Genomic DNA, 24,724 nt, shown 5'->3' with positions numbered 1-24,724 from the left:
AGAAAGTAAAATGGCAAAATTAGATTTAGCTTCTTCGGAATGGTGTCAACAGATTTTTGAAGGCAAGAATCAAGCGTATGGCGCATACAGAATGCGTGCCAATTCACCTAAACGGCATACGGTTGCGATGCTGATTGTGGTGGCGATAGCAATCGTCGGATTTACTATCCCTACGCTGCTTAAGTTGGCAACTCCCGAGCAAAAGGAAGTGATGACAGAGGTTACGACTTTGTCAAAATTGGCAGAACCGGAAATCAAACAGGAAGAGATGAAACGGGTGGAACCGGTTGCACCTCCCCCTCCTGCATTGAAAAGTTCTATTAAGTTTACGGCTCCTGTCATCAAGAAGGATGAAGAGGTGAGCGAAGACGATGAAATCAAGAGTCAGGAAGAATTGACTTCTACCAAAGTGGCTATCTCCATTGCCGACGTAAAAGGTAATGATGAAGTTAACGGAGCTGATATCGCTGACTTGAAACAGGTAGTGACACAAGCAGCCGAACCGGAAAAAGTATTTGATATGGTAGAACAGATGCCGACGTTCCCCGGCGGACAGCAGGAACTGATGGCATATCTGGGAAAAAATATCAAGTATCCGACGATTGCACAGGAGAATGGAACACAAGGTCGCGTTATTATACAGTTTGTGGTAGAGCGTGACGGTACTATTAGCGATGTGCACATAGCTCGTGGCGTTGATCCTTATCTGGATAAAGAAGCTGTGCGTGTGGTACAAAGCATGCCGAAATGGATTCCGGGTAAACAAAATGGTAAAGCGGTACGTGTGAAATTCACCGTTCCGGTAATGTTTAGATTACAGTAAGATGATGAAGAGACAATTTTGGCTGATAGGAATCGTTTTGTTGGCAGTGTTGAGTGCTTGCCGTTCCAAATCGGATGGACCGACGGATACGTATTCGTCTGGGGTGATATCTATTGCGGCGGATGAAAGTTTTGAGCCTATTATACAGGAAGAAATAGATGTGTTTGAGAGTCTGTATCCTTTGGCTGGAATTGTCCCTCGCTACACGACGGAAGTCGAAGCAATTAATTTACTTCTGAAAGACAGTGTCCGGTTGGCTATTGCGACCCGGACATTGACTGAGGAAGAAATGAATTCCTTCCACAGCCGCAAGTTCTTTCCCCGTGAGATTAAACTGGCCACGGATGGTCTGGCATTGATCGTCAACCGGGGTAATCCGGATTCTTTGTTGAGTGTACGAGATTTCAGCCGTATCCTGACTGGTGAGGCGAAAAACTGGAAAGAGATAAATCCGAATTCGCCACTGAAGAGTATTCAGGTGGTATTCGATAACAAGAACTCCAGCACCGTACGCTATACAATGGATTCCATCTGCGATGGAAAACCACTGGCTACTGACAATGTCAGTGCCTTGAAGACCAATCAGCAGGTGATAAAGTATGTAGCAGAGAACCCCGGAGCAATGGGAGTCATTGGTGTAAACTGGCTGGGTAACCGCAGTGACACCACCAATCTTTCTTTCACCGAGGAAATCAGAGTAATGGCAGTGAGTGCGGAGGATGTAGCTACTCCTGCTAACAGTTATAAGCCTTATCAGGCTTATCTGTATTACGGTAACTATCCATTGGCACGACCAATTTATGCATTACTGAATGATCCTCGCAGTGGGCTGCCTTGGGGATTCGCTTCTTTTATGACATCCGATAAAGGGCAGCGGATTATATTAAAATCTGGACTTGTGCCGGCTACTCAGCCAGTGCGTATTGTCCACGTGAAAGACGAATAATAACTAAAATTAGTGACTATCATGAAAAGAATACAAATGTTTTTAGCTGGAGCGTTTATAGCAGTTGGGTCGCTCTATGCGCAATCATCTGATGCCGAATGGCAGGCAGGAGTTGCCAAATTGAAAGAAATCATTCAGACGAATCCGGCTCAGGCCAATGAGGAAGCTGAACAGTTGATAAAAGGAAAGAATAAAAAGAATGTGGAACTTCTGGTGGCGATCGGTGAGGTATATCTGAAAGCCGGCAAACTTCCGGAAGCACAGGAGTATGCTGCTCTTGCCAAAAAAGCGAATGGTAAATCGGCTCTTGCTTCTGTATTGGAAGGAGATATCGCTTTTGAACAGAAAAATGCAGGTCTGGCATCTCAGAAATATGAAGAGGCTATTTATTTCGATCCGCATTGCACGGAAGCATATCTGAAATATGCAGATACTTATAAATCTGCAAATGCAGACCTTGCTATCGAGAAACTGAATCAGTTGAAAGCACAGGAACCGTCCAACATAGCCGTAGATAAAAAACTAGCCGAAATTTATTACTTAAAGAATGATTTTAGTAAAGCTGTCGAAGCTTATTCGAATTTTGCAATGGGACCGACAGCTACAGAAGAGGATTTGGTGAAGTATGCATTCGCTCTCTTCCTGAATCATGACTTTGAGAAGTCGCTTGAAGTGGCGAATATGGGATTGAAAAAGAATGCTCGTCATGCAGCGTTCAATCGTTTGGCAATGTATAACTATACAGACCTGAAACGCTTTGATGAAGCAATAAAGGCGGCAGACGCTTTCTTTACCCAGTCAGACAAAGCTGATTATTCTTATCTGGACTATATGTATTACGGTCATTTGCTTGATGCTCTGAAGAGATATGACGAAGCTGTAGGCCAATATGAGAAAGCTATACAATTAGATCCGACAAAGACGGACTTATACAAGAATATTTCTACTGCTTACGAGCAGAAGAACGATTATAAAAAGGCAATCAGTGCTTACCAGAAATATTATTCATCCCTTGATAAGGAACACCAGACTCCGGATTTGCAATTCCAGTTTGGCAGACTTTATTACGGTGCAGGTACGCAGACTGATTCGCTGACAATCAATGCTGAAGAGCGCAAACAGGCGCTGATGGCTGCTGATTCTGTTTTTCATACTATTGCAGAAGCAGCACCGGAGAGCTATCTGGGCAATTTTTGGAGAGCACGTGCCAATTCTGCACTTGACCCCGAAACGACTCTTGGATTAGCGAAACCTTTCTATGAGGAAGTTGCTGCTTTGCTGGAAAGCAAGAATGATCCTCATTACAATTCAGCTTTGATTGAGTGCTACAGTTATCTTGGATATTACTATTTGTTGGCTATTGAAAATCCGGCACTGAAAGCGGAAGCGATGGCTAATAAGGAAAAATCCAAAGAATATTGGAGCAAAATTCTGGCTATAGACTCCACTAATGCTACTGCTAAAAGGGCATTGGATGGCATCAAATAGTGAATAATTTTAGTTGTTTGTCGTGACAGGAGGAGTGGAGAGTGATCTTAGCTCCTCCTTTTTTATAGTCACGTTTTACATGATGGGGCTGTTACATTGCTTTGGCTAGTGTGAAGCAGTCGATATCCGGTGCCCAGTTGTAGCTGTTACCCATACGGATATGATTATAACCGGCTTTCAGATCTACAGGAATTGTGATCTGGTTGTGTTTGTCGTCTTCTCCCAGTGAATCCACTTTGGTAACAATGCCATTGACATCTATTTCCAGTTGGCGTCCTTTGCCGAATGAGTAATGAATGGTCATCTCGTAACGTCCGCCGTCTGCGCTATATACTTCCGGCCATTCTGCATAGTTTTCCGGGTGTCCGCCCAAAAATCCTACCTTCATTTTTCCGGAAGCTTCCTGATCGGCAGCATATAGGATGCCTTTCGGGTTTTTGCCGAGATCATTGAACATGGGGAGATAAGCCCATTCCGCTTCATACAATGTCGGTTCCAGACGTGTTTCTCCTTCCATGCGGAGGAACATAGCACTGTGTGCGGGGAGTGTCTGCTCAAAGACATTGGAGAAACTTCCCAGATCACTGCGTTTTGCCAGATCGCGTACTTTCACATTTCCGCTAAATTCAAGTGCCGAGAAAGGTACGGAGAAGCTGCACACGGTGTCCGATGGATTATAAAGTGCGACAGCACGTACGTTACCACGTTTTTGTTCGATGTCTTTTACCAGTACATAGCCTTCGTTTTCATGCTGCACTACGTATGCCTGCAAGCCCAGCGGGTCTTGATTAAGAGCGATTAATTCTTTGTTGGTCAGCAGTTGAAGGGAAGATTCGGGCAGGCTTTCCAGATTACATCCGATCAACAGAGGCGAACTCATGATACACCACAGGCCGAAGTGGGCTTCTTCTTCTGTCGGGGTAAGTCCGTTTCCGCCTACTTTGCTGTTATTACGGAAACCGATGACCATCATATCCATATCATTATAATGTCCGTCTTTGGCGTAAGCGGACAGATATAGGTTTTTGCCGACTACATATTTCAATGAGCCCCAATGCGCATTGATGTCACCGCTGATACGCCATGAAGTTGCTACATCTTTAGCCCACGTACCGGGGAAAGCCCAGCGGCAGATATTGACAGAGACGTCCTTGTTTACTTTGTCGATACTGTTTCGGATAGAAGTATAGCGTTCTTCTTCATCCAAGCCCAGCAGGTCTCCGCCACAATAGTCTATCTTGATGAAGTCGAATCCCCATTCGTCGAAATAGAGTTGGGCATCCTGTTGTTCATGTCCATGAATGCCGGCTCCTACTCCTGCGTGATCGTTGTCCGCGATAGAGCCGCAGGTGTTGTTACCCGCATCTGTATAAATACCGGCTTTCATGCCAAGGCTATGTATATGGTCGGCGACAGGTTTCATACCGTTCGGAAAGCGACTCTTGTTGGCCTGCATTTTTCCATTGCCGTCCCGTTCGCCAAAATATCCGTCGTCAATGTTGATATAGCGGTATCCCACGTCTTTCAGACCTTTTTTGACCATAAGGTCAGCCTGATTTTTAATAATATCTTCACTGATATCTACCCGGAAAGCATTCCATGAGCTCCAACCCATAATAGGAGGGTTGACCGCTTCTTTACTACCGGACTGGGAAACCTGAGTTTCTGCACAACTAACACATAATAGGGAAACTATCGCTGTGGTTAAGAGGTGGAATCTGTTTTTCATGATGTAATTAGGTTGATGAATAAATGAGATTAAATAAATTTTTGGTAACAAAGATATAAATGAATCTATTGGCGTGCAAATAAATTGAACAAAAATGGCTGGGTATCGAATGAAAAAGAAATATAACTTCTTGAATTACCCACTGGATTATCAACGTATTATAAAGGCGTATAAAGCAAAAAGCGACAAATGATAAAATCATTTGTCGCTTTTGTCGGAATGAGGCGACTCGAACGCCCGACCCCTACGTCCCGAACGTAGTGCGCTACCAACTGCGCTACATTCCGCTCTCGAAAGTGGTGCCACCAGGAATCGAACCGGGGACACAAGGATTTTCAGTCCTTTGCTCTACCAACTGAGCTATGGCACCTTTCTCGTTTGCGGGTGCAAAGATAAGTATATTTTTTAATACTGCAATAACTTGAAGGGAATTTTTCGTCTACTTATGAGGAAAGAGAGAAACTTTTCTTTTGGGGAAGAATAAATAGGCAATGCGGCATCACTTATTCAGTATATTTTATACTTTTACGAGTCTAAACAATCCGGACACTACAAACAATATAATATGATTCCTATGGCATTACAGTTTATTACAATTATTTTGTTAGCTGCATTCATTTATGTACTGGTTAAATATCAGACGGTGAAGAAAGATATGAATTCGATGGCAGCTGTAATGTTGCATGAATCTAATGAGTTAACTTCCATATTGCAGAACATAAACGTCTACTATCTGCTGATTGACAGGGACTTTGTCGTTCACAATACCAACTATTATGCTTTGAACCATTTGACACCTGTGGAGGGAGAAAGGAAAAAAGTGGGAGATTTATTGCATTGCAGAAATGCGATAGCTGCCGGAGAATGTGGAAAGCATGAACAATGTAAATTGTGCTGCATACGTACATTTATCGGCAAGGCTTTTTATGAAAAGAGAGGTTTTAAGAAACTGGATGCTTCTATGAAACTTTTAAGTGACGATGGAAAGTCCATTATTTCCTGTGATGTTTCTGTTTCGGGCGCTTATCTGCTGCATATCAATGGTGAAGAGCGTATGGTGCTGACAGTCTACGATGTAACGGAACTTCGGAATATACAGCGATTATTAGATGTAGAAAGAGAAAATGCGATTTCCGCCGATAAACTCAAGTCTGCCTTTATAGCCAATATGAGCCATGAAGTTCGCACTCCGTTAAACGCTATTGTCGGATTTTCCGGCCTGATGGCTACAGCTACCAGCGAAGAAGAAAAGAAGATGTATACCGATATAATCTCAGAAAATAATGAGCGGTTATTACGGCTGGTAAATGATATTTTTGATCTTTCGCAAATAGATGCAGGCGTGTTGAACTTTGTATATTCAGAGTTTGATGCCAATGATTTGCTGAGGGAACTGGAAGGTGTTTTCGGAATGAAGCTGAATGAGAATCCTTTGGTGGCATTAATATGTGAGGCACATCTGGAACCGATTATGATGCATTCGGAGAAACAGCGCATTATTCAGGTATTGACCAATCTGCTTCATAATGCGATGAAATTTACTAAAACAGGGGAAATCCGTTTTGGATGTCGTATGGAGGGTACAGATGAAGTCTGTTTTTATGTCTCTGATACTGGCATTGGTATTCCGGAAGAGGAGCAGGAGAAGATATTCTCCCACTTTACGAAACTTGACCGGGAGGTGCAGGGAACAGGACTCGGATTGACGCTTTCGGAAACAATTATTCATAATCTGGGAGGAAGAGTCGGAGTAAAATCGGAACTTGGAAAGGGCGGTACTTTTTGGTTTATATTACCTTTAATCACGAAGAAAGGAGTTGCTTGATTGAAAAATAAAACTGTCAGATAAAGCAAGAATTGATTTACTGAAGGAGAAAAAAGAAGAAAAGAGAAGTGTGAAAAAGAAATGCCCTGAAAGAAATAATAGGGAATGAATAATAAGAAATGAATAATCCCACCCTGGATACTGATTGGTTCAAGGTGGGATTATTGATAGATGTTAACTATATGTTTAGCTTTTAAGATTTAGGTATACCTTCATCTTTATTTCCGGAATTTGGCGATCCGTTACTTGCAGTGGTATTTCCACCAGAAGAAGCCGGATTGCTTGTCGGAGCAGAGCTGGAGGTTGCAGAGCCGGCACTTGCGGGGTTTGCAGTGGCGGGACTAGCCGGATTGGCAGACGATGTTGAAGCAGAAGTCGGACGAGCAGTACTTGAGCTGTTGGCAGTAGCACCGGCAGTAACACCGGCAGTAGCAGCCTGTGGTTGTACTTCCCAATGGAACGGCTCGAAATTGGAATTAGGATCTACCCAAGACGGTTTTTTGGATGCGTAGATGATAAACGGAGCAATGACTACGATCAATGCGCCGATAATCAATACAGAGAACCATACAGTATTACTACCGGTAGAAATCTGGCTGGGCGGGATGAAGCTCAGGATGAATGCGAGCAATGATCCGCAGAAGCCAAGACCTCCGATGAACCACATCAAACCGTTACCGGATTTACCGATACGGAACGGGCGGTTCAGTTTCTTCATCTTATAACGTAGTGCGATAGCTCCGGAGAACATCAACAAGTACATGATAAGGTAAAGAATAACTGTCAACTGTGACAGAATCTGATAGAAACTCTGTACGGAAGGCATGACAACGAACAACAAACTCAATACTGTAACAGCGATACCTTGTACGAACAGGATATTCTTCTGTACACCCAGCTTGTTTGTTTTCTGGAAGAATGGAGGCATATAACCAGCTTTACCTACAGCAAAGATACCTTTGGACGGACCTGCTACCCATGTCAGTACGCCGGCCAATACTCCGAATGCAAGAGCGATAGCGATGATCGGTGACAACCAGGAGGCGTGAATGTATCTGAAGTAATTGTCGAAACCAACGAGCAAACTTTGAGTCAAGTTAATATCTTTGGCAGGGATGATAACACCCAGTGCGAATGTTCCCAATACGAAGATAAGAACAGTGATAAGTGCACCGATAAATACGGCTTTCGGGTAGTTCTTAGATGGATTTTCTACGTCCTTCACGTGGATACCACCCATTTCCATACCGGCATAAAACAAGAAGATACTGGCCGCAAGAACAACATTATCGAAGTTGGTAAAATCAGGGAAGAAGCTGCTGTGGAAATCCATGTTGGATTGTCCGCCGGTTGCCAGATAAATGATGCCCAGGATAATCAGCAGGGCAGCCGGGATAATTGTACCGACCATACCACCGACCTTGGCTACCTTACCTACCCAGCTCATACCTTTCAGCGAAATGAAAGTTGCCAGCCAGTAAATGATAAGAACTACGACGAGGGTGTAATACTTGTTGTTTGCTAACGACATGTCATGTACATCGTTCATACCGATGAAGGCAATGGATACGGCACCGAATGTCAATACGGTCGGATACCAGATGGTACTTTCAATCCATTGTACCCAGATGGCGAGGAATCCCAGTTTCTTGCCGTAAGCTTCGCCTACCCACCGGAACACACCACCTTGCTTATCCTGAAACATAGCTGCCAGTTCGGCTGCTACGAGCGATGTCGGAATCAGGAAGACGATAGCTGCGAAAAGATAATAGAAAGCCGAACTCATTCCGTATACGGCCTCGGCTGGTAGTCCACGCAATGATACTACTGCCGTAACGTTCATGATAGCCAGGGTGAACACGCCCAGCTTCACTGCATTTTTAATATTTGCCATAAGTTAAGGTTTTAAGTGAAAAATATTTTAAAGTCAGTGTTATAACAACATTTTGCGCGAGATGTTTCCGCAATCTCTTTCAAAGTTCGTTAATTAACATCGCTAAATTGATAGATTGTATATCTCAATCCCCTTGTTCCGAAACAATCGCTTTATCAGATTGTTTCTAAGCATTATAAATTACATAAGAATCATTTTATTATAAATTAAGCAGTTATGAAATCAGCACTTTCCGATTTTATCTTAGGGAAAAAAGGGATTTATGGTATTCTCCACATTATTATATTATTGATGTCCCTTTTTCTGGTCATTAGTATTTCGATAGATACATTCAAAGGGATTCCTTTTTATACGCAGTCTTCGTACATGAAAATCCAGTTGTGGATTTGCCTCTGGTTTCTGTTTGATTTCGTATTGGAGTTTTTTCTGGCAAAGCATAAATGGCGTTATATACGGACGCACTTTATCTTTCTGCTGGTGGCAATCCCTTACCAGAACATTATTGCCTATTATGGGTGGACATTCTCTCCGGAGGTCACTTATCTGCTTCGGTTTATTCCTTTGTTGCGGGGAGGATATGCACTTGCTATCGTAGTAGGATGGCTTACTTACAACCGGGCTTCGAGTTTGTTCGTCTCTTATCTGACGATGTTGCTGGCAACGGTCTATTTCGCCAGTCTTGCCTTCTTTGTACTTGAGCATAAAGTGAATCCGCTGGTGACTGACTACGGAGACGCTTTGTGGTGGGCATTTATGGATGTGACTACCGTCGGATCGAATATAGTTGCGATGACGACTACCGGTAGGGTACTCTCTGTGCTGCTGGCAGCTTTGGGAATGATGATGTTTCCTATCTTTACAGTCTATATTACGAATCTGATTCAGCAGTCTAATGAAAAGAAAAAGCAGTATTATGCGGAAGAAGAAGAGAAGAAAGCGCCGGCACAGGGGACAACATAGTCTACAAATAGAAAAGGTTACTATCCGCGGATAGTAACCTTTTGTTTTTCTCATAGAGCGAATAAACTAGTCGGCTACGATCAAGTGATTATCACTGAATACGTTCAATCCTAGTTTATTCATAACATATTGGATAGCCAATTGTGCCTTTACAGAATTGCCGGCACCATCCAAAGGAGGAGCAAATGCGGCAATACCGAACTGTCCGGGCAATACACCCATCACACCACCACCTACACCGGTTTTAGCCGGGATACCGGAGGTGTACATCCAGTCGCCTGTATGTTCGTAGAAACCTACGGCGGCAATCATGGCAGTTATTTTAGGAGCCAGGCTGGCATCGAAAACTTCTTTCTTGGTCACCGGGTTCACACCGCCATTGGCGATAGTTCCGGCTGCAACAGAAAGCTGTAATGCGGTTACTCCCAAGGAGCACTGACGGGTATAAAGGTCTAACGCCATATCCGGATCATCATAGATACGGTTGTAGTTTTTCAGCAACCATGCAATAGAACGGTTGTTAAAGTTCGTATCCGATTCAGACTTATATAATTCGTCAATCAGTTGGGGAGCGCTGCCGCACAAATCAGTCACGTTCTCTACGATGGCATCCCATTTCTTGGCAGAGTCACCGATCGGTTTTACCATACTACAGGCAGAAATGGCACCGGCATTTACCAATGGAGTAGATGGGTGGTCATTTTCCAGCAAGATAGCGATGATTGAGTTGAAAGGCAATCCTGTTGCGTCAGCTCCGATTTTTTCTAATATTTCCTTAGCACCATATTGGCGCAGAGCAAGGATAGCCGTATGCACTTTGGATACGGATTCGATGCCGAAGCGGTAGTCGGTATCTCCCACATGGATGGTCTGCCCGTTGAGCAGGCAGACACTGATTCCAAAGAGATCTTTATTGACATTTGCCAGGTAAGGGATATAGTCGGCGTTCTTGCCGCCTGTATTTGTCTTTACCTGATCGTATGCCTCCTGTACCACTTCTTTCAATTGAGCGAGTGTTACTTTTTTATCCATAGATCAATTTATTTTTTTACGGTTTTATGACGACGACCACCGTGATTGAACATCTTGGCTTCTACCGGAAGATTCTTTTCCTGAGCCATGCGGGTAGGAGTCGGGAAGTCCAGTTTTTCCAGTTCGGCAATTGCGTTCTTGATGTCGCCCAGCAACATGTCTGCCATGTCGCGGCTGAATCCCTGACGCACAACCACACGCATCACTACATAATCTTCCAGTTTAGAAGGCAATGTATAAGCCGGAACCATCCAGCCGTGTTGAGACAGCTTATCCTGCAAATCGTACAATGTCCATTTGGCTGTTTTTGCATATTCCGGTTTCAGATACCAGATGAACAGTGGGTTCACTACATTTTCGGAGTAGTTAACGAACGGAGCCATCTTGGCGATTTCATCATGAATGTATTTAGCAATCATCAAAGAGTTGTACTGAACTTCTTTGTAACCTTGGAATCCTAAACGGATGAATTGATAATACTGTCCCAGAATCTGGGCAGCCGGACGAGAGAAGTTCAAACCTACCTGAGTAATGTTAGCACCCAGATAATTGACGCTGAATGCCATTTCTTCGGGCAGATATTCTTTGCCTTTCCAGCAAACCCAGCCAAGACCCGGATATACCAGACCGAACTTGTGACCGGATACACTGATAGACAATACCCATTTCAGACGGAAATCCCACTTCGTATCCGGATAAAGGAATGGAAGAATGAAACCACCGCTGGCGGCGTCTACGTGGATAGGAATGTCATAGCCTGTTTTTGCATTGTAAGCGTCGAGCGCTTTATCCAATGCTTCAACGTCGTCGTTCAGTCCTGTCCATGTAACACCTTGGATAGGTACTACGCAGATGGTGTTTTCGTCACACATCTTCAAAGCTTCTTCGGGGTCGAGAGTGGTTTTATCGAGAGTCAAAGGTACTTCACGCATTTCGATCTGCCATAACTGTGCAAACTTTTCCCATACAACCTGAAAACCTGTTGAAATAACGAAGTTTGGTTTATCAAACGGTTTGCCCTGAGCTTGTCTTTTTTTACGCCAGCGCAGCCATGCAGCTACACCGCCCAGCATACAAGCTTCTGAAGAACCGATAGCCAGCGCACCTGTTTTCCATGTGTCTTTCTCCGGAGAGTTCCACAAGTTGGCAACGATATTGATACATTTACCATTCATTACAGCGATACGAGGATATTCAGTTTCATCAATATAGTTGATGTTGATTGCTTCGTTCATCAGTTTGGTAGCGTAATCGTCCATATAAGTGGTAACGAAAGTTGCTAGGTTCAAACGTGGCTGAGTTTGGGCAAAGGTTTCATCTTTAACCATTTGGTAAGCGATTTCAGGAGTCGTTGGTCCTTCAGGGATTTTTTCTACCGGAGAGGGTTGTAACATTCTGTCTGAACCGAATACGTCGGTTTTTGCATCACCTTTTCTGAAATTTAAATCTTCCATACTAATTTGTTTTTTTAAAGGTTTAGGGCGATGGGGATTTTCCCCGTCGAATTTCCCTCAACAACAGCAGATAGTTTTGAAAGTTTTCAGGTTTTACATTATTTGGCGTTTATTAAGGGGGCGGACTTTTTGCCAATGGAAGGCGGGCGGAATATAAATAACCAAAGGCAAGAAATAAATAAATCCTTCTTGCCTTTGGTTGTGTGAATAGTAGCCGGTTGCTATCGTTATCTTGATACCTATTGAAATGTGTCGTTAAAGTCTAGCGGAAGTCTTTCAGTTCTTCCTGCAGTTTTTGGCGAGTGAAGAAAATGCGGCTCTTTATAGTACCTAGCGGAAGGTTCAGCTTTTCTGCTATTTCACGATACTTGAAGCCGGAAACATGCATGGCGAAAGGTACTCTGTACTCTTTGGGTAATGCATTGACTACCCGATGCATTTCTTTCAGGTCGTAGGCGTTCTCCGTACTTTCAAAACCTGCGTCCTGCGGTAAATTCAAATGGTAAAGATTGTCCGTACGGTCAATAAATGTCTGGTCGCGAACTACCTTGCGGTAGTTGTTGATAAAGATGTTGCGCATAATCGTGTACATCCATCCTTTAAAATTTGTGTCAGGTGTGTATTTATCTTCATTATCTAATGCTTTTAATGATGTTTCCTGCAACAAATCGTTTGCTTCTTCGCGGTCGGTTGTCAGCTTATAAGCGAAACGGAGCAGTTCTTCCTGTACTCCTACTAAATCTTTTCTGAAGCTTAAACTTTTCATATACGTTGCTTTTTAAATTGTGAGTATTCTTTGTTAAATTTCGATGATGCAAGTTTACGGGATTTTTTTAAGTTCGTTGGGGGAGAAACTGACGGAATTTGACCTAAAAACTGTCCACGGATAGTTTTTAGGTCATAAACTGATAGTTTATGGGTGTTTTTCACTCAGTTTTGGAGTATTCAATAATGCCTCATTTGAACTTTATAAGGTCATTGTTGTTTTCATCAGACCTAAACTTTTAACGAACCGGTATATGAAAATACAGACGGGAAGGGGTACCATACCTCTCATCACTTTACTAGCTATCTGGTCTATTTCGGCACTGACCTCTCTGCCGGGGCTGGCTGTTTCTCCCATATTGGGCGACCTTACTAAAATATTTCCGGAAGCGACGGACTTGGATATTCAGATGTTGACTTCGTTGCCGTCGTTGCTGATTATCCCTTTTATCCTTCTGGGCGGTAAACTGACGGAAAAAGTAGATTTGGTCCGTATCCTGAAGATCGGACTCTGGCTTTTTGCGGCAAGCGGCATTTTATATTTGATTTCCAACAGAATGTGGCAACTGATCGTGGTGAGTGCCATGCTGGGCATCGGAGCCGGATTAATCATTCCCTTATCTACCGGACTGGTGTCGAAATACTTTGTGGGCGCTTACCGGGTGAAACAGTTCGGACTGAGTTCCGCTATCACCAATTTTACATTGGTAATAGCTACAGCCGTCACGGGTTATCTGGCGGAAGTTAGCTGGCATTTGCCGTTTTTGGTTTATCTGCTTCCTCTGCTTTCGATTCTGCTGGTCGGCCATCTGAAGGATCGTCAGGATGAATCGGTTGTCCGGCAGCCTGAATCAGAAACTTCCTCTCCCGAACAATCAGCTTCTGTAGATACAGGAGGGAGTAAATATGGAATCCATGCTAAGCACTTGTTTCAGATTATGCTTTTCTACGGGGTGACCACCTATATTGTGCTGGCAGTTATCTTCAATCTGCCCTTCCTGATGGAGAAGCACCATTTTACCAGCGGTGATTCGGGACTGATGATATCGCTTTTCTTTTTGGCGATTATGGCTCCGGGATTTTGTCTGGATAAGATTGTGGACGAGCTGAAAGAGCGTACCAAAGCTTACAGCTTACTATCTATGGCTGTGGGGCTGGCTCTGATCTGGATTGCCCCGATCGAATGGATGATTATTCCGGGGTGTCTTTTTGTCGGGTTGGGATATGGAGTTATCCAGCCTATGCTTTATGATAAAACGACACATACGGCACTTCCTCAGAAGACGACCCTGGCGCTGGCTTTTGTGATGATGATGAATTATCTTGCCATACTGCTATATCCTTTTATTGTCGATTTTCTCCAGAAGTTGTTTCACACTCAGTCGCAGGAGTTTCCTTTTATTTTCAATTTATTGATAACGGTCGTTACTTTCTTCTGGGCCTATCTGAGACGCGATTCCTTTTTGTTTAATGATCAATTGAAATAATAAAGATGAAGAATAAGAAACTGGAAGCCAATCTGAGTATGGCTGTATCAAAAATATTCAGCGGTTTAAATATGAATGCCTTGAAGTATCTGCTTCCCTTATGGATGAGCCCGTTGACGGGTGCGACGCTTCGTTGCACCTTTGCCGCCGTTGCATTCTGGGTGATCGGATGGTTCATGCCGCCGGAGAAGTCATCTACTAAAGATAAATGGTTGCTTTTCCTGTTGGGAGCATTCGGACTGTATGGCTTTATGTTTCTTTATCTGGCCGGACTGAGTAAAACAACTCCGGTGTCCAGTTCCATTTTTACCAGTCTTCAGCCTATCTGGGTATTTCTGATTATGATCTTCTTTTATAAAGAGAAAGCGACATGGAAGAAGATTCTCGGGATTTCGATCGGTTTGATCGGTGCGCTGGTCTGTATCCTGACACAGCAGAGTGATGATCTGGCATCCGATGCTTTCATGGGGAATATGCTTTGTCTGGTCAGTTCTGTCGTTTATGCAGTTTATCTGATACTTAGCCAGCGTATCCTTTCTTCCATCGGGGCGATGACCATGTTGAGATATACATTTTCCGGTGCGGCAGTCTCTGCTATTATAGTTACATTTATTACGGGATTCGATGCACCGGTGTTTTCTATGCCGTTCCATTGGACACCTTTCCTGATTCTGATGTTTGTACTTGTATTTCCAACAACGATCAGCTATATGTTGCTTCCGGTCGGTTTGAAATATCTGAAAACGACAGTTGTGGCAATATACGGTTATCTGATTCTGATTGTTGCGACGATTGCTTCTCTGGCTTTGGGGCAGGACCGTTTTAGCTGGACGCAGACAGCCGCTATTATTTTTATCTGTATTGGTGTATATCTAGTTGAGGTAGCCGAAAGTAAAGATAAGTCGCCGGACCCTTTGAAGAAGTAGTTGTATATACATCAGAAAATGACGGTTATGATACAAAAAAGCGGGCGCCTTTCTCAAGGTGCCCGCTTGCTTATGTCATCATCATGTTTTATAGAGAGGAGTTGATTGCTTGCGCAATGGATTTGAATTCTTCATCCGATAGTTTCAGTTTCGGATTGGAGAACAACATATCCGATTCCTTCTGAATAGGAATTAAGTGGATATGAGCGTGCGGTACTTCCAGACCGATAACCGCTTCGCCTACCTTTTTGCAAGGGAAAGCTTTTTCGATGGCACGGGCTATCTGTTTGGCAAATACGTGCATGGCTGCGAGGTCTTCGTCACTTAAATCGAAGATATAGTCTACTTCCTGTTTGGGGACTACCAGTGTATGTCCCTTTACCAACGGATTGATATCAAGAAAAGCAAAAAAACGATCGTTCTCCGCTATCTTGTAGCAAGGAATTTCGCCTGCGATGATTCTACTGAATATGGTTGCCATAACTTTTGATAGATAAAAGAAGGCAAGCCTCACACGGAGACCTGCCTTACTGTTAAATGGATATGTTTACTACTTCTAATGCAATTTTACCCTGCGGTACGGTAATTTCTGCAACATCACCCACCTTCTTGCCAAGCAAACCTTGTGCGATCGGGGTGTTAACGGAAATCTTGCCTTCCTTCAGGTTGGCTTCACTTTCGGAAACGATGGTATAAGTCATCTTCATACCATTCTTTACGTTCTTCAGTTCCACCTTGTTCAGAATCTGTACAGAATCTGTCTTTAGTTTGGATTCATCTATGATTTTTGCATCTGCGATGACCGCTTTCAATTTGTTGATGCGCATTTCCAGCATCCCCTGTGCTTCTTTGGCTGCATCATATTCTGCATTTTCCGACAAGTCGCCTTTATCTCTGGCTTCGGCGATGGCCGCAGAGATCTTAGGGCGTTCCACTGTTTCCAGTTCTTTCAATTCTGCCATTAACTTTTTGTAACCTTCTTCTGACATATAAGCCATGATGTTTTTCCTCCTTTTTATTTAAAATGGTCATATAAACAAAAAAGAATTCCAACATGGCACATGTTGGAACCCTCTTCTCAATTATTTCTTTGCAAAGATAGCCTTTTAAGTGATATCTGTCAAGTGAAAAAAGATGCTATGTAACATATTTAAATGAAATATGCTAAATTATAACAACTTAGAGCAGTGACTTGACGGATGCTTCAAGGTCTTTGATATCTTCGCCACGAAGCTTCAATTCGTTGTTTCTGTTGATCAGGAAGATGGACGGTACCTGACGAACATTATATACAGCTACGTTGGTAGAATAGACACCGTTTCCGTCGCGCACACAAACCCAGGGCAGGTTGCCGGCAGCTGTTTTCCAGTAGTGTTCGTCTGCGTCGAGAGATACCTGATAAATTTCCAGTCCTTGCGAAGCATACTTGTTATATAGTTCACGAAGCATCATATTATGCGGTGCTCCTGCCGGTGACTGGAACACGGAGAAATCCAGCAATACTACTTTTCCTTTCAGGTCAGTCAGTTTGCGGGTATTTCCTTTTACGTCACGCAGAGCAATGTCGATGATGCCTGTTTCTATGATCTTGTCTTGTGGAATTTCCAGAGACTTGCTTTGTGGCTGGCGGGTATTCTTCATACCTTTGATCACGATGTTATACAAATTTTTCGAACGTACGGCGTTCGGATATGCATTGTTGAGGCTGGTAGCAACAGCCGCAAAACATTTCACGTCCTCTTTATTGTTCAGCGGATCGAAAATCAGATAATCATTCAATTTCTGGAACAGGGCGAAGTAAGCAGCTGACGTGTTGGGAGCGGCGAATATATAATTCACTTTTACGTCCTCTTTATAATTTTTCAGTAACGTTGCCAGGTTTTCTTCGAACGTGTCGTGTCCCAGTTTATTGGCACGCAACGCATTCAGTTGGTCGTTTACGTTCTTTTGAAGATTGATTTGTTTCAGTGTCAGTTCCTTAATCTTGTTGCTGTTGTCAGATCCTTCTACCGTGTAGGCAGTAGAGAAATCGACGTACGGAGCTTTGATCTGTATCGTTTCGATAGAATCCACAGAAAAGTTGATGACTTTGTCGTCTACCCGCAAGCGGTAAAACTCAGGCGATTCGGGGCGGGGCTGTTTGAATTTGAATGTACCTTCTCCTTTCAATTTTACCGAATCAAGCGGGACAATACCTTCCAGACCGGAAGCTTCGAGATAAAGCATTTTCCCGTCGGCTCCTGATACGTCTCCGTTCACTTCAAACTCAGGACCGGAACTACAAGCTGTAATGGTAAGTGCGGCAAGCGCTACAAAAGTTATCTTTTTCATATCTCGTGTGTTTTTTAAGAGTTGCAAATATACGTCTTTTCGAGATTACTCAAAGCTTTTTGCCTGCTTCTTCACCTCTATTTTGCAAAAAAAACATATAGTATCTAACTTTTTAGCTCATTTCCACCTGATTACAACGATAAATGTATATCTTTGCAGGAATTTTGAAAGAAAAGTATAGATAAAACAATTTTTATGATTAACCCAATTGTTAAGACGATCGAGTTACCTGATGGAAGAACCATCACACTCGAGACGGGAAAGTTGGCAAAACAGGCAGACGGTTCTGTAATGCTACGCATGGGAAACACCATGTTATTAGCTACTGTTTGTGCCGCTAAAGATGCAGTTCCCGGAACAGATTTCATGCCTTTACAGGTAGAGTACAAAGAAAAATTTGCGGCATTCGGCCGTTTTCCTGGTGGTTTCACCAAGAGAGAGGGTAGAGCTTCTGATTATGAGATTCTGACTTGCCGTCTCGTAGACCGTGCTCTCCGTCCACTATTCCCTGATAATTATCACGCAGAAGTATATGTAAACATCATCCTTTTTTCTGCTGACGGTATAGACATGCCGGATGCACTGGCCGGACTTGCAGCTTCTGCAGCACTCGCTGTTTCAGATATTCCTTTCAACGGACCGATTTCTGAGGTACGTGTAGCACGTATCGATGGTCAATTTGTAATTAATCCTACTTTTGATCAACTGGAAAAAGCTGATATGGACCTGATGGTAGCCGCTACTTATGATAACATCATGATGGTAGAAGGTGAAATGCACGAGGTATCCGAAGCTGAATTGCTGGAAGCAATGAAGGTGGCTCACGAAGCTATCAAGGTTCATTGCAAGGCTCAGGTGGAGTTGATGGAAGAAGTAGGAAAGACGGTGAAACGTGAATATAATCATGAAGTAAACGACGAAGAATTGCGCAAGGCAGTTCGTGAGGCTTGCTATGACAAGGCTTATGCCGTTGCTGCTTCTGGAAATAATAATAAGCACGAACGTTTCGAAGCTTTTGATGCTATCCGCGAAGAGTTCAAGGCTCAGTTCTCTGAAGAAGAACTCGAAGAGAAAGCTGCGCTGATCGACCGTTACTATCATGATGTAGAGAAAGAAGCTATGCGTCGTTCTATTTTGGATGAAGGCAAGCGTCTGGATGGTCGTAAGACTACGGAAATTCGCCCGATCTGGTGCGAAGTTGGCCCTCTGCCTGGTCCTCACGGATCTGCTATCTTTACTCGTGGTGAAACTCAATCTCTGACTTCTGTCACTCTGGGTACCAAGCTCGACGAAAAGATTATCGACAATGTATTGGAACATGGAAAAGAACGTTTCCTGTTGCATTATAACTTCCCTCCTTTCTCTACAGGTGAAGCAAAGGCACAACGTGGTGTAGGCCGTCGTGAAGTTGGTCACGGTCATTTGGCTTGGCGTGCTTTGAAAGGACAGATTCCTGCTGACTATCCGTACGTAGTACGTGTTGTTTCAGAAATCCTCGAATCTAACGGTTCTTCTTCTATGGCTACCGTATGTGCCGGAACACTGGCATTGATGGATGCCGGTGTGAAGATCAAAAAACCGGTATCAGGTATCGCTATGGGATTGATCAAGAATCCGGGCGAAGAAAAATATGCAGTATTGTCTGACATCCTCGGTGACGAAGACCACCTCGGAGATATGGACTTCAAAGTAACCGGAACAAGAGACGGTATCACAGCTACTCAGATGGACATCAAGGTAGACGGTCTTTCTTATGATATTCTGGAACGCGCTTTGAATCAAGCTAAAGAAGGACGTATGCACATCCTCGATAAGATCACTGAGACTATCGCCGAACCGCGTGCTGACCTGAAAGACCATGCTCCCCGCATTGAAACAATGACTATTCCTAAAGAATTTATCGGAGCTGTAATCGGCCCTGGTGGAAAAATCATTCAAGGTATGCAGGAAGAAACCGGTGCAGTGATCACTATCGAAGAAACAGATGGTGTAGGACGCATCGAAGTTTCCGGAACAAACAAGAAATGCATTGAAGACGCTATGCGCATGATCAAGGCAATCGTTGCTGTTCCCGAAGTAGGTGAGGTATATAAAGGTAAAGTTCGCTCTATCATGCCTTACGGTGCATTCATCGAATTCCTGCCGGGCAAAGACGGTTTGTTGCACATTTCCGAGATCGACTGGAAACGTCTGGAAACAGTAGAAGAAGCCGGAATTAAGGAAGGTGATGAGATTGAAGTGAAACTGATCGACATCGATCCGAAGACAGGAAAATTCAAACTTTCAAGAAAAGTGTTGATGCCAAGACCGGAAAAGAAGTAAAAAAGCAGATCGCTTTTAGATAATGGAATAGCCCGATTACTAAGTATTCGGGCTATTTTTTTGTCTGTTATTTTGCTTTTCTGCGAAAAGATGTGTTCTTTAAATACATTTTGCAGGGGAAGTATAAAAAGTCTATTCTGCCTTTCTATGATTATCTGCGTTGGTGGGAAGGCTTATATTCTTTCGACGGTTCTTCTTTCAACTGCACTCTTACTAAATTGGAGAAATGTATAATGTGAAGATTACAGTAGAGAATCTAAAAGTACTGAATGATCGTTGCACGGGTAAGTTCAAAATCTTTAAAAACATAATGATTATGAATATGATAGTTTACCCATACAAAAAAGAATCGGAAAGTACCCCCATACTTCCCGATTCGAAACAGTCAAAAATCGACCTTAATCAATTTATTAACTTAACACGTTGCAAAGATATGAGAAAAATTTCTTTGAAAGGGCTTTTTTGCCCAAAAAGTTTAGAATCTAAGCAAATAATACTGGCTATGAGGATTATATTATTCTTTTTTTTGTTCGTAACTGATAAGGAATGAATGTACAATCAGCCATTGAGAGGGGTATAACATCCAATACACAAGCTATATATACCCTGTACATTGGATCTATATATCCTGTACATTGGATTTATATCTCCTGCGCGCTGGAACTATATCCCCAACTACTATTCATTCTTGAGGCTCCTTGGAGTCAAATCTGGGCTGAACACAGCCCTCTCCAATAAAGTGTTGACATTTCGCATTCAGCCCTTTCAGCCTTGCTCGCAAACGCTTTGATGGAAGGCGATAGCGGCTGAAAGCACTATTTTATACCCCGTCTCTGGTGTATGCTGAGAGGGGTAAGTAACTTCAGCCCTTTCAGCCGGAAAAAGAATTGATTCAAACGCTAATAATTTCCGATTCAACAGAGCCTGTATTTATTCCAAACAGAGTCTCTGTTCGGAACAAACAAAGGCTCTGTCCGAGGTAAACCGACCCTCTGTTTTTTTCTGAACTATTGATCCATTGATTGATTTGAATAAGCCGGTATTCCACCAGCTTTCATCTCGGTGGTGAGTCGTTTTCATCTCGGTAGTGAGTAACCTTTATCTCGGTGGTAAGTGAAGGCCATCTCCGGGCTTACAGAATTCAGTCCGTGTGTTGAGTAACTATAACTTGTCAGCAGAATAGCTATAACCAATCAGCTTTGGGGTTTATGTACGACCGAGGCTGAAAGGACTGAAACTACCCCTCCCCACTCAGAATGCCCTTACACTAGGGTGTAAAATAGTGCCTTCAGCCGCTATCGCCTTCTATCAAGGCGTTTGCGAGCAAGGCTGAAAGGGCTGAATGCTGAGAATACCCATAGAATAGTGTGAACTATAAAGGTGGTACATCTTTCACTCAGATGTTGTACATCTTTTACTCAAATGTAGTACTAGAGTCAGGCAACTTAAGTACTTGTCAGAAGCAAGTCTTGTACTTATAGGGAAGTTTTCTAATATAAGATTGAATCATTCAATGTCGTTTCCCCGGTTCACTTGTGTGAACTCATTTCTTCTTGGCAATATTCCTTATTGAAATTTCTTATCTTCTTCGAGAAGTTCCTGGCTACATTGTTCCGGTGCCAGAGGGGTAAAGAACTCTATCAGATTTTTTTCAGGATCGCGCAGGTACAAGGTGGCATTCTATCGGATGAAAAGAATACGGATGCTTCCGGCAATTACTTATAAATTTGCACCGGCAGTTCTCCTTTTAACGCGCCTAAAGCATTATAAGCCAACGATTCCATTTCTCCTTCCCCGGGATAGACATGTATGGGAGCTAAAAAAGAAATTCGTTTTTTCAATCTTGAGATAATATAATCCGAATAGGCAATACCTCCTGTCAGCAGAATGGCATCCACTTTTCCGCAAAGTACGGTAGCGGCTCCGCCGATTGCTTTTGCCACGTTGTAGATCATGGCGTCCAATATTAGTTCCGCTTTCTTGTCGCCTTCTTCTATAGATTTAATGATGGCGGGCACATCGGTTGTCCCCAGATGGGCTGTCAATCCGGCACGACCGGAAATACGCTTTTTCAATTCGTCTTTGGTAAGCTGCCCGCTATAGCAAAGGTCGATCAGCTGTCCGGCAGGGAGCGTTCCTGCACGTTCCGGTGAGAAAGGACCTTCACCGTCCAATGCATTGTTGGCGTCAATGGCCCGTCCGTGCTGATGGACTGCTACGGAAATACCACCTCCCAAATGGCAGATAATCAGATCCAGCTCTTCATACTTCGTATCTTGCTCTTTGGCAAAACGACGTGCGATGGCTTTCTGATTCAAGGCGTGCCAGATCGTGATTTTCGGCATGAGCGGCGAGCCTGTGATGCGTGCTACCTCTTCCAGTTCATCCACTACTCCGGGATCGGCGATATAGGCGGGACAATGGGGAAGGGAACTGGCGAGTTCTTCTGCAATCAGTCCGCCTAAGTTACAGGCATGGGTTCGCATGGCGTGTAGCGTATCACGTTTCATTGCTTCGTTGACCTCATACACTCCTCCGGGAATAGGCTTCACCAATCCGCCGCGTCCGATGACGGCATCGAACTCGAAGGGTATCCCGTTTGCTTCCAGCTCCTGAAGGACCAGGTTCTTCCGAAATTCAAACTGGTCTATCACCTGCGGATAAACGGATAATTCTTCCACCGAATGTTTGATATTGCGAACCAGTAACGGGGTTTCATTCTCGTAGACTGCTATTTTCGTTGATGTGGAGCCGGGGTTGATGACCAGTATTTTCATAGAATCTATTTTTAGGAATTACGAGTTACGACTTTTGTTAAATTCTTCCCTGCATTTGCAGTCTCCTGCTACTTGCAGGCAGGCCATTGCGATGCTGTAATATTTCGACAATCCGGAATCGCTTCGTGAAGGAAGAACCACCGGGCAGATAGGGCCTTGCAACAATCCTGCCATTTCCGCATTGGCAAACAGGGAGACGGATTTGTAGAAAGCGTTTCCTGATTCGATATTCGGGAATATCAGCACGTCTGCCTGTCCGTTGATAGGGGAAACAATGCCTTTGATGTCTCCGCTTGCCTGTTCGCAGGAAGTGCGTACGTCCAGCGGACCGTCAATGATTACATTCCCGAATTCTCCGGCTTCGGCCAGCTCTACGATATTCACATAGTCCAAAGAGTGCGGAAACTTGGCGCTGACTTTCTCGGTGCAGTGTATCAGTGCGACACGGGGCTGTTCAATGCCGAAATGACGGCAGGTGCAGATGGCATACCAGATCATTTCTATGCGTTGTTGCAACGTTGGACGTGGAATCACTGCGGCATCGGAGAAGAACAGCAGTTTATGGTAAGTCGGAATTTCCATCACGGCCAAGTGTGTGAGGATTTTCCCTTTGGGAAGCAGTCCTTTCTCTTTGTCGAGGATGGCGTGTAGCAGATTGTCCGTGTTGATGATGCCTTTCATTAAAATATCCGCTCCTCCTTCACGCACGATGCGGACGGCTTCGCGTGCCGCTTCGTCCGAATCTTCGATGTGAATGGTTTTCACATAGTCAGGGTATTGTTTCAGTGCGGGATATTTTTCCAGAATAGCCGAGTCTCCAATCATAAGGAACTCTGCAATTCCTTCCTCCAAAGCACGGGTGATAGCATATTCCGTATTGGGATCGTTGGCGCAGACTACGGCAATGCGTTTTCTGCGATTCTGTTCTTTAAGATGGGCTGTTAGCTGGGCAAAGTTCTGAATAGGTTCCATAACGTTAGATTTTTAGCAAATATCAGAAAAATCATTGAGAAAATAATACTTGCAACCCGAAAAGTTACGCCTGTTATGTAACATTTTGTTATATTTCAGTTGTTTTACTGTGTAGATATACACCGAACCGTTTTTTCCTGTATTTTTGCAAATAAATCCCCCTTAAACTTTAAAACAAAATGAAACAGTTCAAAAACCTATTGTTTATTAGCACATTACTCCTTTGTTGGATGCTCGTTTCCTGTAAAACGACGGCTAGAATTCCTGCCGGCTGGTCGCTGGTGTGGGAAGAAAACTTTAATCAAAGGAAGGACTTTGACTCGCAGGTCTGGAGTAAGATTCCGCGAGGGAAATCCGACTGGAATAATTATATGACGGACTTTGATTCCTGCTATGCCATGCGTAAAGGCAAACTGGTACTGAGGGGTATTGTCAATCAGACACTGCCCAATGATACGGCACCTTATCTGACAGGAGGCGTTTATACCAAAGGTAAAAAGGCTTTTTCTGACGGACGGATCGAGATCTGTGCCAGGCTGAATGCCGCAAAAGGTGCCTGGCCTGCTATCTGGATGTTGCCCGAAAATGCCAAATGGCCGTCGGGAGGCGAGATAGATGTGATGGAGCGTCTGAATGATGACTCTATCGCTTACCAAACGGTTCATTCTCATTATACGTATACTTTAGGTATCAAGAATCATCCCAAGTCGCACTCCACAGGAGTGATCCATCCCGATCGTTACAATGTTTTCGCTGTCGAAATGTATCCGGATAGTCTTTCGTTCTTTGTCAACGATGTACATACGTTTACTTATCCCCGCATACGGACGCAGAAGGAGGGGCAATTCCCGTTCAATCAGCCGTTCTATTTACTGATTGATATGCAGTTGGGCGGTTCATGGGTCGGAGCAGTCAATCCCAAAGACCTTCCGGTAGAAATGGAGGTGGACTGGGTACGTTTTTATCAACGGAAATCATTCAAATAGAGCATAA

At 43.7% G+C, this 24,724-nt stretch carries 19 protein-coding genes, 2 tRNA genes and 1 pseudogene; 9 read left to right on the top strand and 13 right to left on the bottom strand.

Translation table 11 applies throughout. From position 1 onward, the window contains the following. The first annotated feature begins 10 nt into the window (after positions 1–10). From K6V30_RS02240 to K6V30_RS02230, 3 genes are read left to right on the top strand one after another with little or no spacing between them, the layout of a single operon-like run. On the top strand, positions 11–823 hold the full coding sequence (locus tag K6V30_RS02240; RefSeq protein ID WP_055268933.1) for an energy transducer TonB: 813 nt from the start codon (positions 11–13) through the stop codon (positions 821–823). Between the two features lies 1 nt (position 824). Then, on the top strand, positions 825–1,769 hold the full coding sequence (locus K6V30_RS02235; protein ID WP_032836523.1) for a PstS family phosphate ABC transporter substrate-binding protein: 945 nt from the start codon (positions 825–827) through the stop codon (positions 1,767–1,769). Positions 1,770–1,790: 21 nt separating this feature from the next. Beyond that, the gene (locus tag K6V30_RS02230) at positions 1,791–3,257 is read left to right on the top strand and encodes a tetratricopeptide repeat protein (RefSeq protein ID WP_055268932.1); all 1,467 of its coding nucleotides are present in this window, start codon (positions 1,791–1,793) and stop codon (positions 3,255–3,257) included. Positions 3,258–3,348: 91 nt separating this feature from the next. Here K6V30_RS02230 and K6V30_RS02225 read toward each other — a convergent pair whose 3' ends face one another. The 3 genes from K6V30_RS02225 to K6V30_RS02215 all read right to left on the bottom strand — a co-directional run bounded on the left by K6V30_RS02225 (position 3,349) and on the right by K6V30_RS02215 (position 5,356). Next, a complete protein-coding gene (locus tag K6V30_RS02225; protein ID WP_055268931.1) occupies positions 3,349–4,986 on the bottom strand; it encodes an alpha-galactosidase in 1,638 nt (545 codons plus the stop codon). Positions 4,987–5,200: 214 nt separating this feature from the next. Beyond that, positions 5,201–5,273: transfer RNA gene (locus K6V30_RS02220), tRNA-Pro, on the bottom strand. 10 nt (positions 5,274–5,283) lie between these two features. Continuing rightward, a tRNA-Phe gene (locus tag K6V30_RS02215) sits at positions 5,284–5,356 on the bottom strand. A 285-nt stretch (positions 5,357–5,641) separates the two neighbouring features. On the opposite strand from K6V30_RS02215, the gene K6V30_RS02210 reads away from it, so the two are divergent. After that, entirely contained in the window at positions 5,642–6,811 is a 1,170-nt protein-coding gene (locus K6V30_RS02210; protein WP_371441494.1) for a sensor histidine kinase, read from the top strand. A gap of 193 nt (positions 6,812–7,004) precedes the next feature. Here the strand turns inward: K6V30_RS02210 and gadC are convergent, their stop codons facing one another. Further along, entirely contained in the window at positions 7,005–8,705 is a 1,701-nt protein-coding gene (gene gadC, locus K6V30_RS02205; protein ID WP_055268929.1) for a glutamine/gamma-aminobutyrate antiporter GadC, read from the bottom strand. Between the two features lie 216 nt (positions 8,706–8,921). On the opposite strand from gadC, the gene K6V30_RS02200 reads away from it, so the two are divergent. Continuing rightward, positions 8,922–9,665, top strand: coding sequence for a potassium channel family protein (locus K6V30_RS02200; protein ID WP_010535525.1), 744 nt, complete (start codon positions 8,922–8,924; stop codon positions 9,663–9,665). 66 nt (positions 9,666–9,731) lie between these two features. Here the strand turns inward: K6V30_RS02200 and glsA are convergent, their stop codons facing one another. The 3 genes from glsA to K6V30_RS02185 all read right to left on the bottom strand — a co-directional run bounded on the left by glsA (position 9,732) and on the right by K6V30_RS02185 (position 12,917). After that, positions 9,732–10,697 (bottom strand): glutaminase A, encoded by a 966-nt coding sequence (glsA, locus tag K6V30_RS02195; RefSeq protein ID WP_010535524.1) that lies wholly within the window; start codon positions 10,695–10,697, stop codon positions 9,732–9,734. 8 nt (positions 10,698–10,705) lie between these two features. Continuing rightward, positions 10,706–12,151, bottom strand: coding sequence for a glutamate decarboxylase (gene gad, locus K6V30_RS02190; protein ID WP_010535523.1), 1,446 nt, complete (start codon positions 12,149–12,151; stop codon positions 10,706–10,708). A gap of 262 nt (positions 12,152–12,413) precedes the next feature. Next, entirely contained in the window at positions 12,414–12,917 is a 504-nt protein-coding gene (locus K6V30_RS02185; protein ID WP_055268928.1) for an RNA polymerase sigma factor, read from the bottom strand. Positions 12,918–13,170: 253 nt separating this feature from the next. Here K6V30_RS02185 and K6V30_RS02180 point away from each other — a divergent pair, with 253 nt between their 5' ends. After that, positions 13,171–14,403 carry an MFS transporter gene (locus K6V30_RS02180; protein WP_055268927.1) on the top strand — a complete coding sequence of 411 codons (1,233 nt, stop codon included), beginning with the start codon at positions 13,171–13,173 and terminating at the stop codon, positions 14,401–14,403. Positions 14,404–14,408: 5 nt separating this feature from the next. Next, the gene (locus K6V30_RS02175; RefSeq protein ID WP_055268926.1) at positions 14,409–15,329 is read left to right on the top strand and encodes a DMT family transporter; all 921 of its coding nucleotides are present in this window, start codon (positions 14,409–14,411) and stop codon (positions 15,327–15,329) included. A gap of 88 nt (positions 15,330–15,417) precedes the next feature. Here K6V30_RS02175 and K6V30_RS02170 read toward each other — a convergent pair whose 3' ends face one another. The 3 genes from K6V30_RS02170 to K6V30_RS02160 form a co-directional block, all read right to left on the bottom strand. Continuing rightward, positions 15,418–15,810, bottom strand: a complete 393-nt coding sequence (locus K6V30_RS02170; RefSeq protein ID WP_010535518.1) for an HIT family protein — start codon at positions 15,808–15,810, stop codon at positions 15,418–15,420. Positions 15,811–15,862: 52 nt separating this feature from the next. Then, entirely contained in the window at positions 15,863–16,327 is a 465-nt protein-coding gene (greA, locus tag K6V30_RS02165; protein ID WP_010535517.1) for a transcription elongation factor GreA, read from the bottom strand. A 181-nt stretch (positions 16,328–16,508) separates the two neighbouring features. Beyond that, positions 16,509–17,660, bottom strand: coding sequence for a TlpA disulfide reductase family protein (locus K6V30_RS02160; protein WP_055268925.1), 1,152 nt, complete (start codon positions 17,658–17,660; stop codon positions 16,509–16,511). Between the two features lie 195 nt (positions 17,661–17,855). Between K6V30_RS02160 and pnp the strand changes: the two genes are divergently transcribed. Further along, positions 17,856–19,982 (top strand): polyribonucleotide nucleotidyltransferase, encoded by a 2,127-nt coding sequence (gene pnp / locus K6V30_RS02155; RefSeq protein WP_010535515.1) that lies wholly within the window; start codon positions 17,856–17,858, stop codon positions 19,980–19,982. A gap of 1,566 nt (positions 19,983–21,548) precedes the next feature. Here pnp and K6V30_RS02145 read toward each other — a convergent pair. From K6V30_RS02145 to K6V30_RS02135, 3 genes and pseudogenes are all read right to left on the bottom strand, one after another. Then, positions 21,549–21,656, bottom strand: a pseudogene (locus K6V30_RS02145) (VOC family protein); the annotation flags it as partial. A gap of 41 nt (positions 21,657–21,697) precedes the next feature. Continuing rightward, a complete protein-coding gene (buk, locus tag K6V30_RS02140; protein WP_055268923.1) occupies positions 21,698–22,759 on the bottom strand; it encodes a butyrate kinase in 1,062 nt (353 codons plus the stop codon). An 18-nt stretch (positions 22,760–22,777) separates the two neighbouring features. After that, positions 22,778–23,731: a phosphate acyltransferase gene (locus tag K6V30_RS02135; protein WP_010535511.1), complete on the bottom strand. Its 954-nt coding sequence runs from the start codon at positions 23,729–23,731 to the stop codon at positions 22,778–22,780. 179 nt (positions 23,732–23,910) lie between these two features. Here K6V30_RS02135 and K6V30_RS02130 point away from each other — a divergent pair, with 179 nt between their 5' ends. After that, positions 23,911–24,717, top strand: a complete 807-nt coding sequence (locus tag K6V30_RS02130; protein ID WP_010535510.1) for a glycoside hydrolase family 16 protein — start codon at positions 23,911–23,913, stop codon at positions 24,715–24,717. Positions 24,718–24,724: the final 7 nt, after the last annotated feature.

The sequence above is a fragment of the Bacteroides faecis genome (assembly GCF_020091505.1).
GTDB classification, from domain to species: domain Bacteria; phylum Bacteroidota; class Bacteroidia; order Bacteroidales; family Bacteroidaceae; genus Bacteroides; species Bacteroides faecis.
Note: the sequence above shows the minus strand (reverse complement) of the source record. Positions and strands in the feature narration are given on the sequence as shown.

Bases quoted from the DNA above. Each gene is read 5' to 3' on its own strand.
- K6V30_RS02240 (WP_055268933.1), top strand. From the start codon at position 11: ATGGCAAAATTAGATTTAGCTTCTTCGGAATGGTGTCAACAGATTTTT.
- K6V30_RS02235 (WP_032836523.1), top strand. From the start codon at position 825: ATGATGAAGAGACAATTTTGGCTGATAGGAATCGTTTTGTTGGCAGTG.
- K6V30_RS02230 (WP_055268932.1), top strand. From the start codon at position 1,791: ATGAAAAGAATACAAATGTTTTTAGCTGGAGCGTTTATAGCAGTTGGG.
- K6V30_RS02225 (WP_055268931.1), bottom strand. From the start codon at position 4,986: ATGAAAAACAGATTCCACCTCTTAACCACAGCGATAGTTTCCCTATTA.
- K6V30_RS02210 (WP_371441494.1), top strand. From the start codon at position 5,642: ATGAATTCGATGGCAGCTGTAATGTTGCATGAATCTAATGAGTTAACT.
- gadC (WP_055268929.1), bottom strand. From the start codon at position 8,705: ATGGCAAATATTAAAAATGCAGTGAAGCTGGGCGTGTTCACCCTGGCT.
- K6V30_RS02200 (WP_010535525.1), top strand. From the start codon at position 8,922: ATGAAATCAGCACTTTCCGATTTTATCTTAGGGAAAAAAGGGATTTAT.
- glsA (WP_010535524.1), bottom strand. From the start codon at position 10,697: ATGGATAAAAAAGTAACACTCGCTCAATTGAAAGAAGTGGTACAGGAG.
- gad (WP_010535523.1), bottom strand. From the start codon at position 12,151: ATGGAAGATTTAAATTTCAGAAAAGGTGATGCAAAAACCGACGTATTC.
- K6V30_RS02185 (WP_055268928.1), bottom strand. From the start codon at position 12,917: ATGAAAAGTTTAAGCTTCAGAAAAGATTTAGTAGGAGTACAGGAAGAA.
- K6V30_RS02180 (WP_055268927.1), top strand. From the start codon at position 13,171: ATGAAAATACAGACGGGAAGGGGTACCATACCTCTCATCACTTTACTA.
- K6V30_RS02175 (WP_055268926.1), top strand. From the start codon at position 14,409: ATGAAGAATAAGAAACTGGAAGCCAATCTGAGTATGGCTGTATCAAAA.
- K6V30_RS02170 (WP_010535518.1), bottom strand. From the start codon at position 15,810: ATGGCAACCATATTCAGTAGAATCATCGCAGGCGAAATTCCTTGCTAC.
- greA (WP_010535517.1), bottom strand. From the start codon at position 16,327: ATGGCTTATATGTCAGAAGAAGGTTACAAAAAGTTAATGGCAGAATTG.
- K6V30_RS02160 (WP_055268925.1), bottom strand. From the start codon at position 17,660: ATGAAAAAGATAACTTTTGTAGCGCTTGCCGCACTTACCATTACAGCT.
- pnp (WP_010535515.1), top strand. From the start codon at position 17,856: ATGATTAACCCAATTGTTAAGACGATCGAGTTACCTGATGGAAGAACC.
- buk (WP_055268923.1), bottom strand. From the start codon at position 22,759: ATGAAAATACTGGTCATCAACCCCGGCTCCACATCAACGAAAATAGCA.
- K6V30_RS02135 (WP_010535511.1), bottom strand. From the start codon at position 23,731: ATGGAACCTATTCAGAACTTTGCCCAGCTAACAGCCCATCTTAAAGAA.
- K6V30_RS02130 (WP_010535510.1), top strand. From the start codon at position 23,911: ATGAAACAGTTCAAAAACCTATTGTTTATTAGCACATTACTCCTTTGT.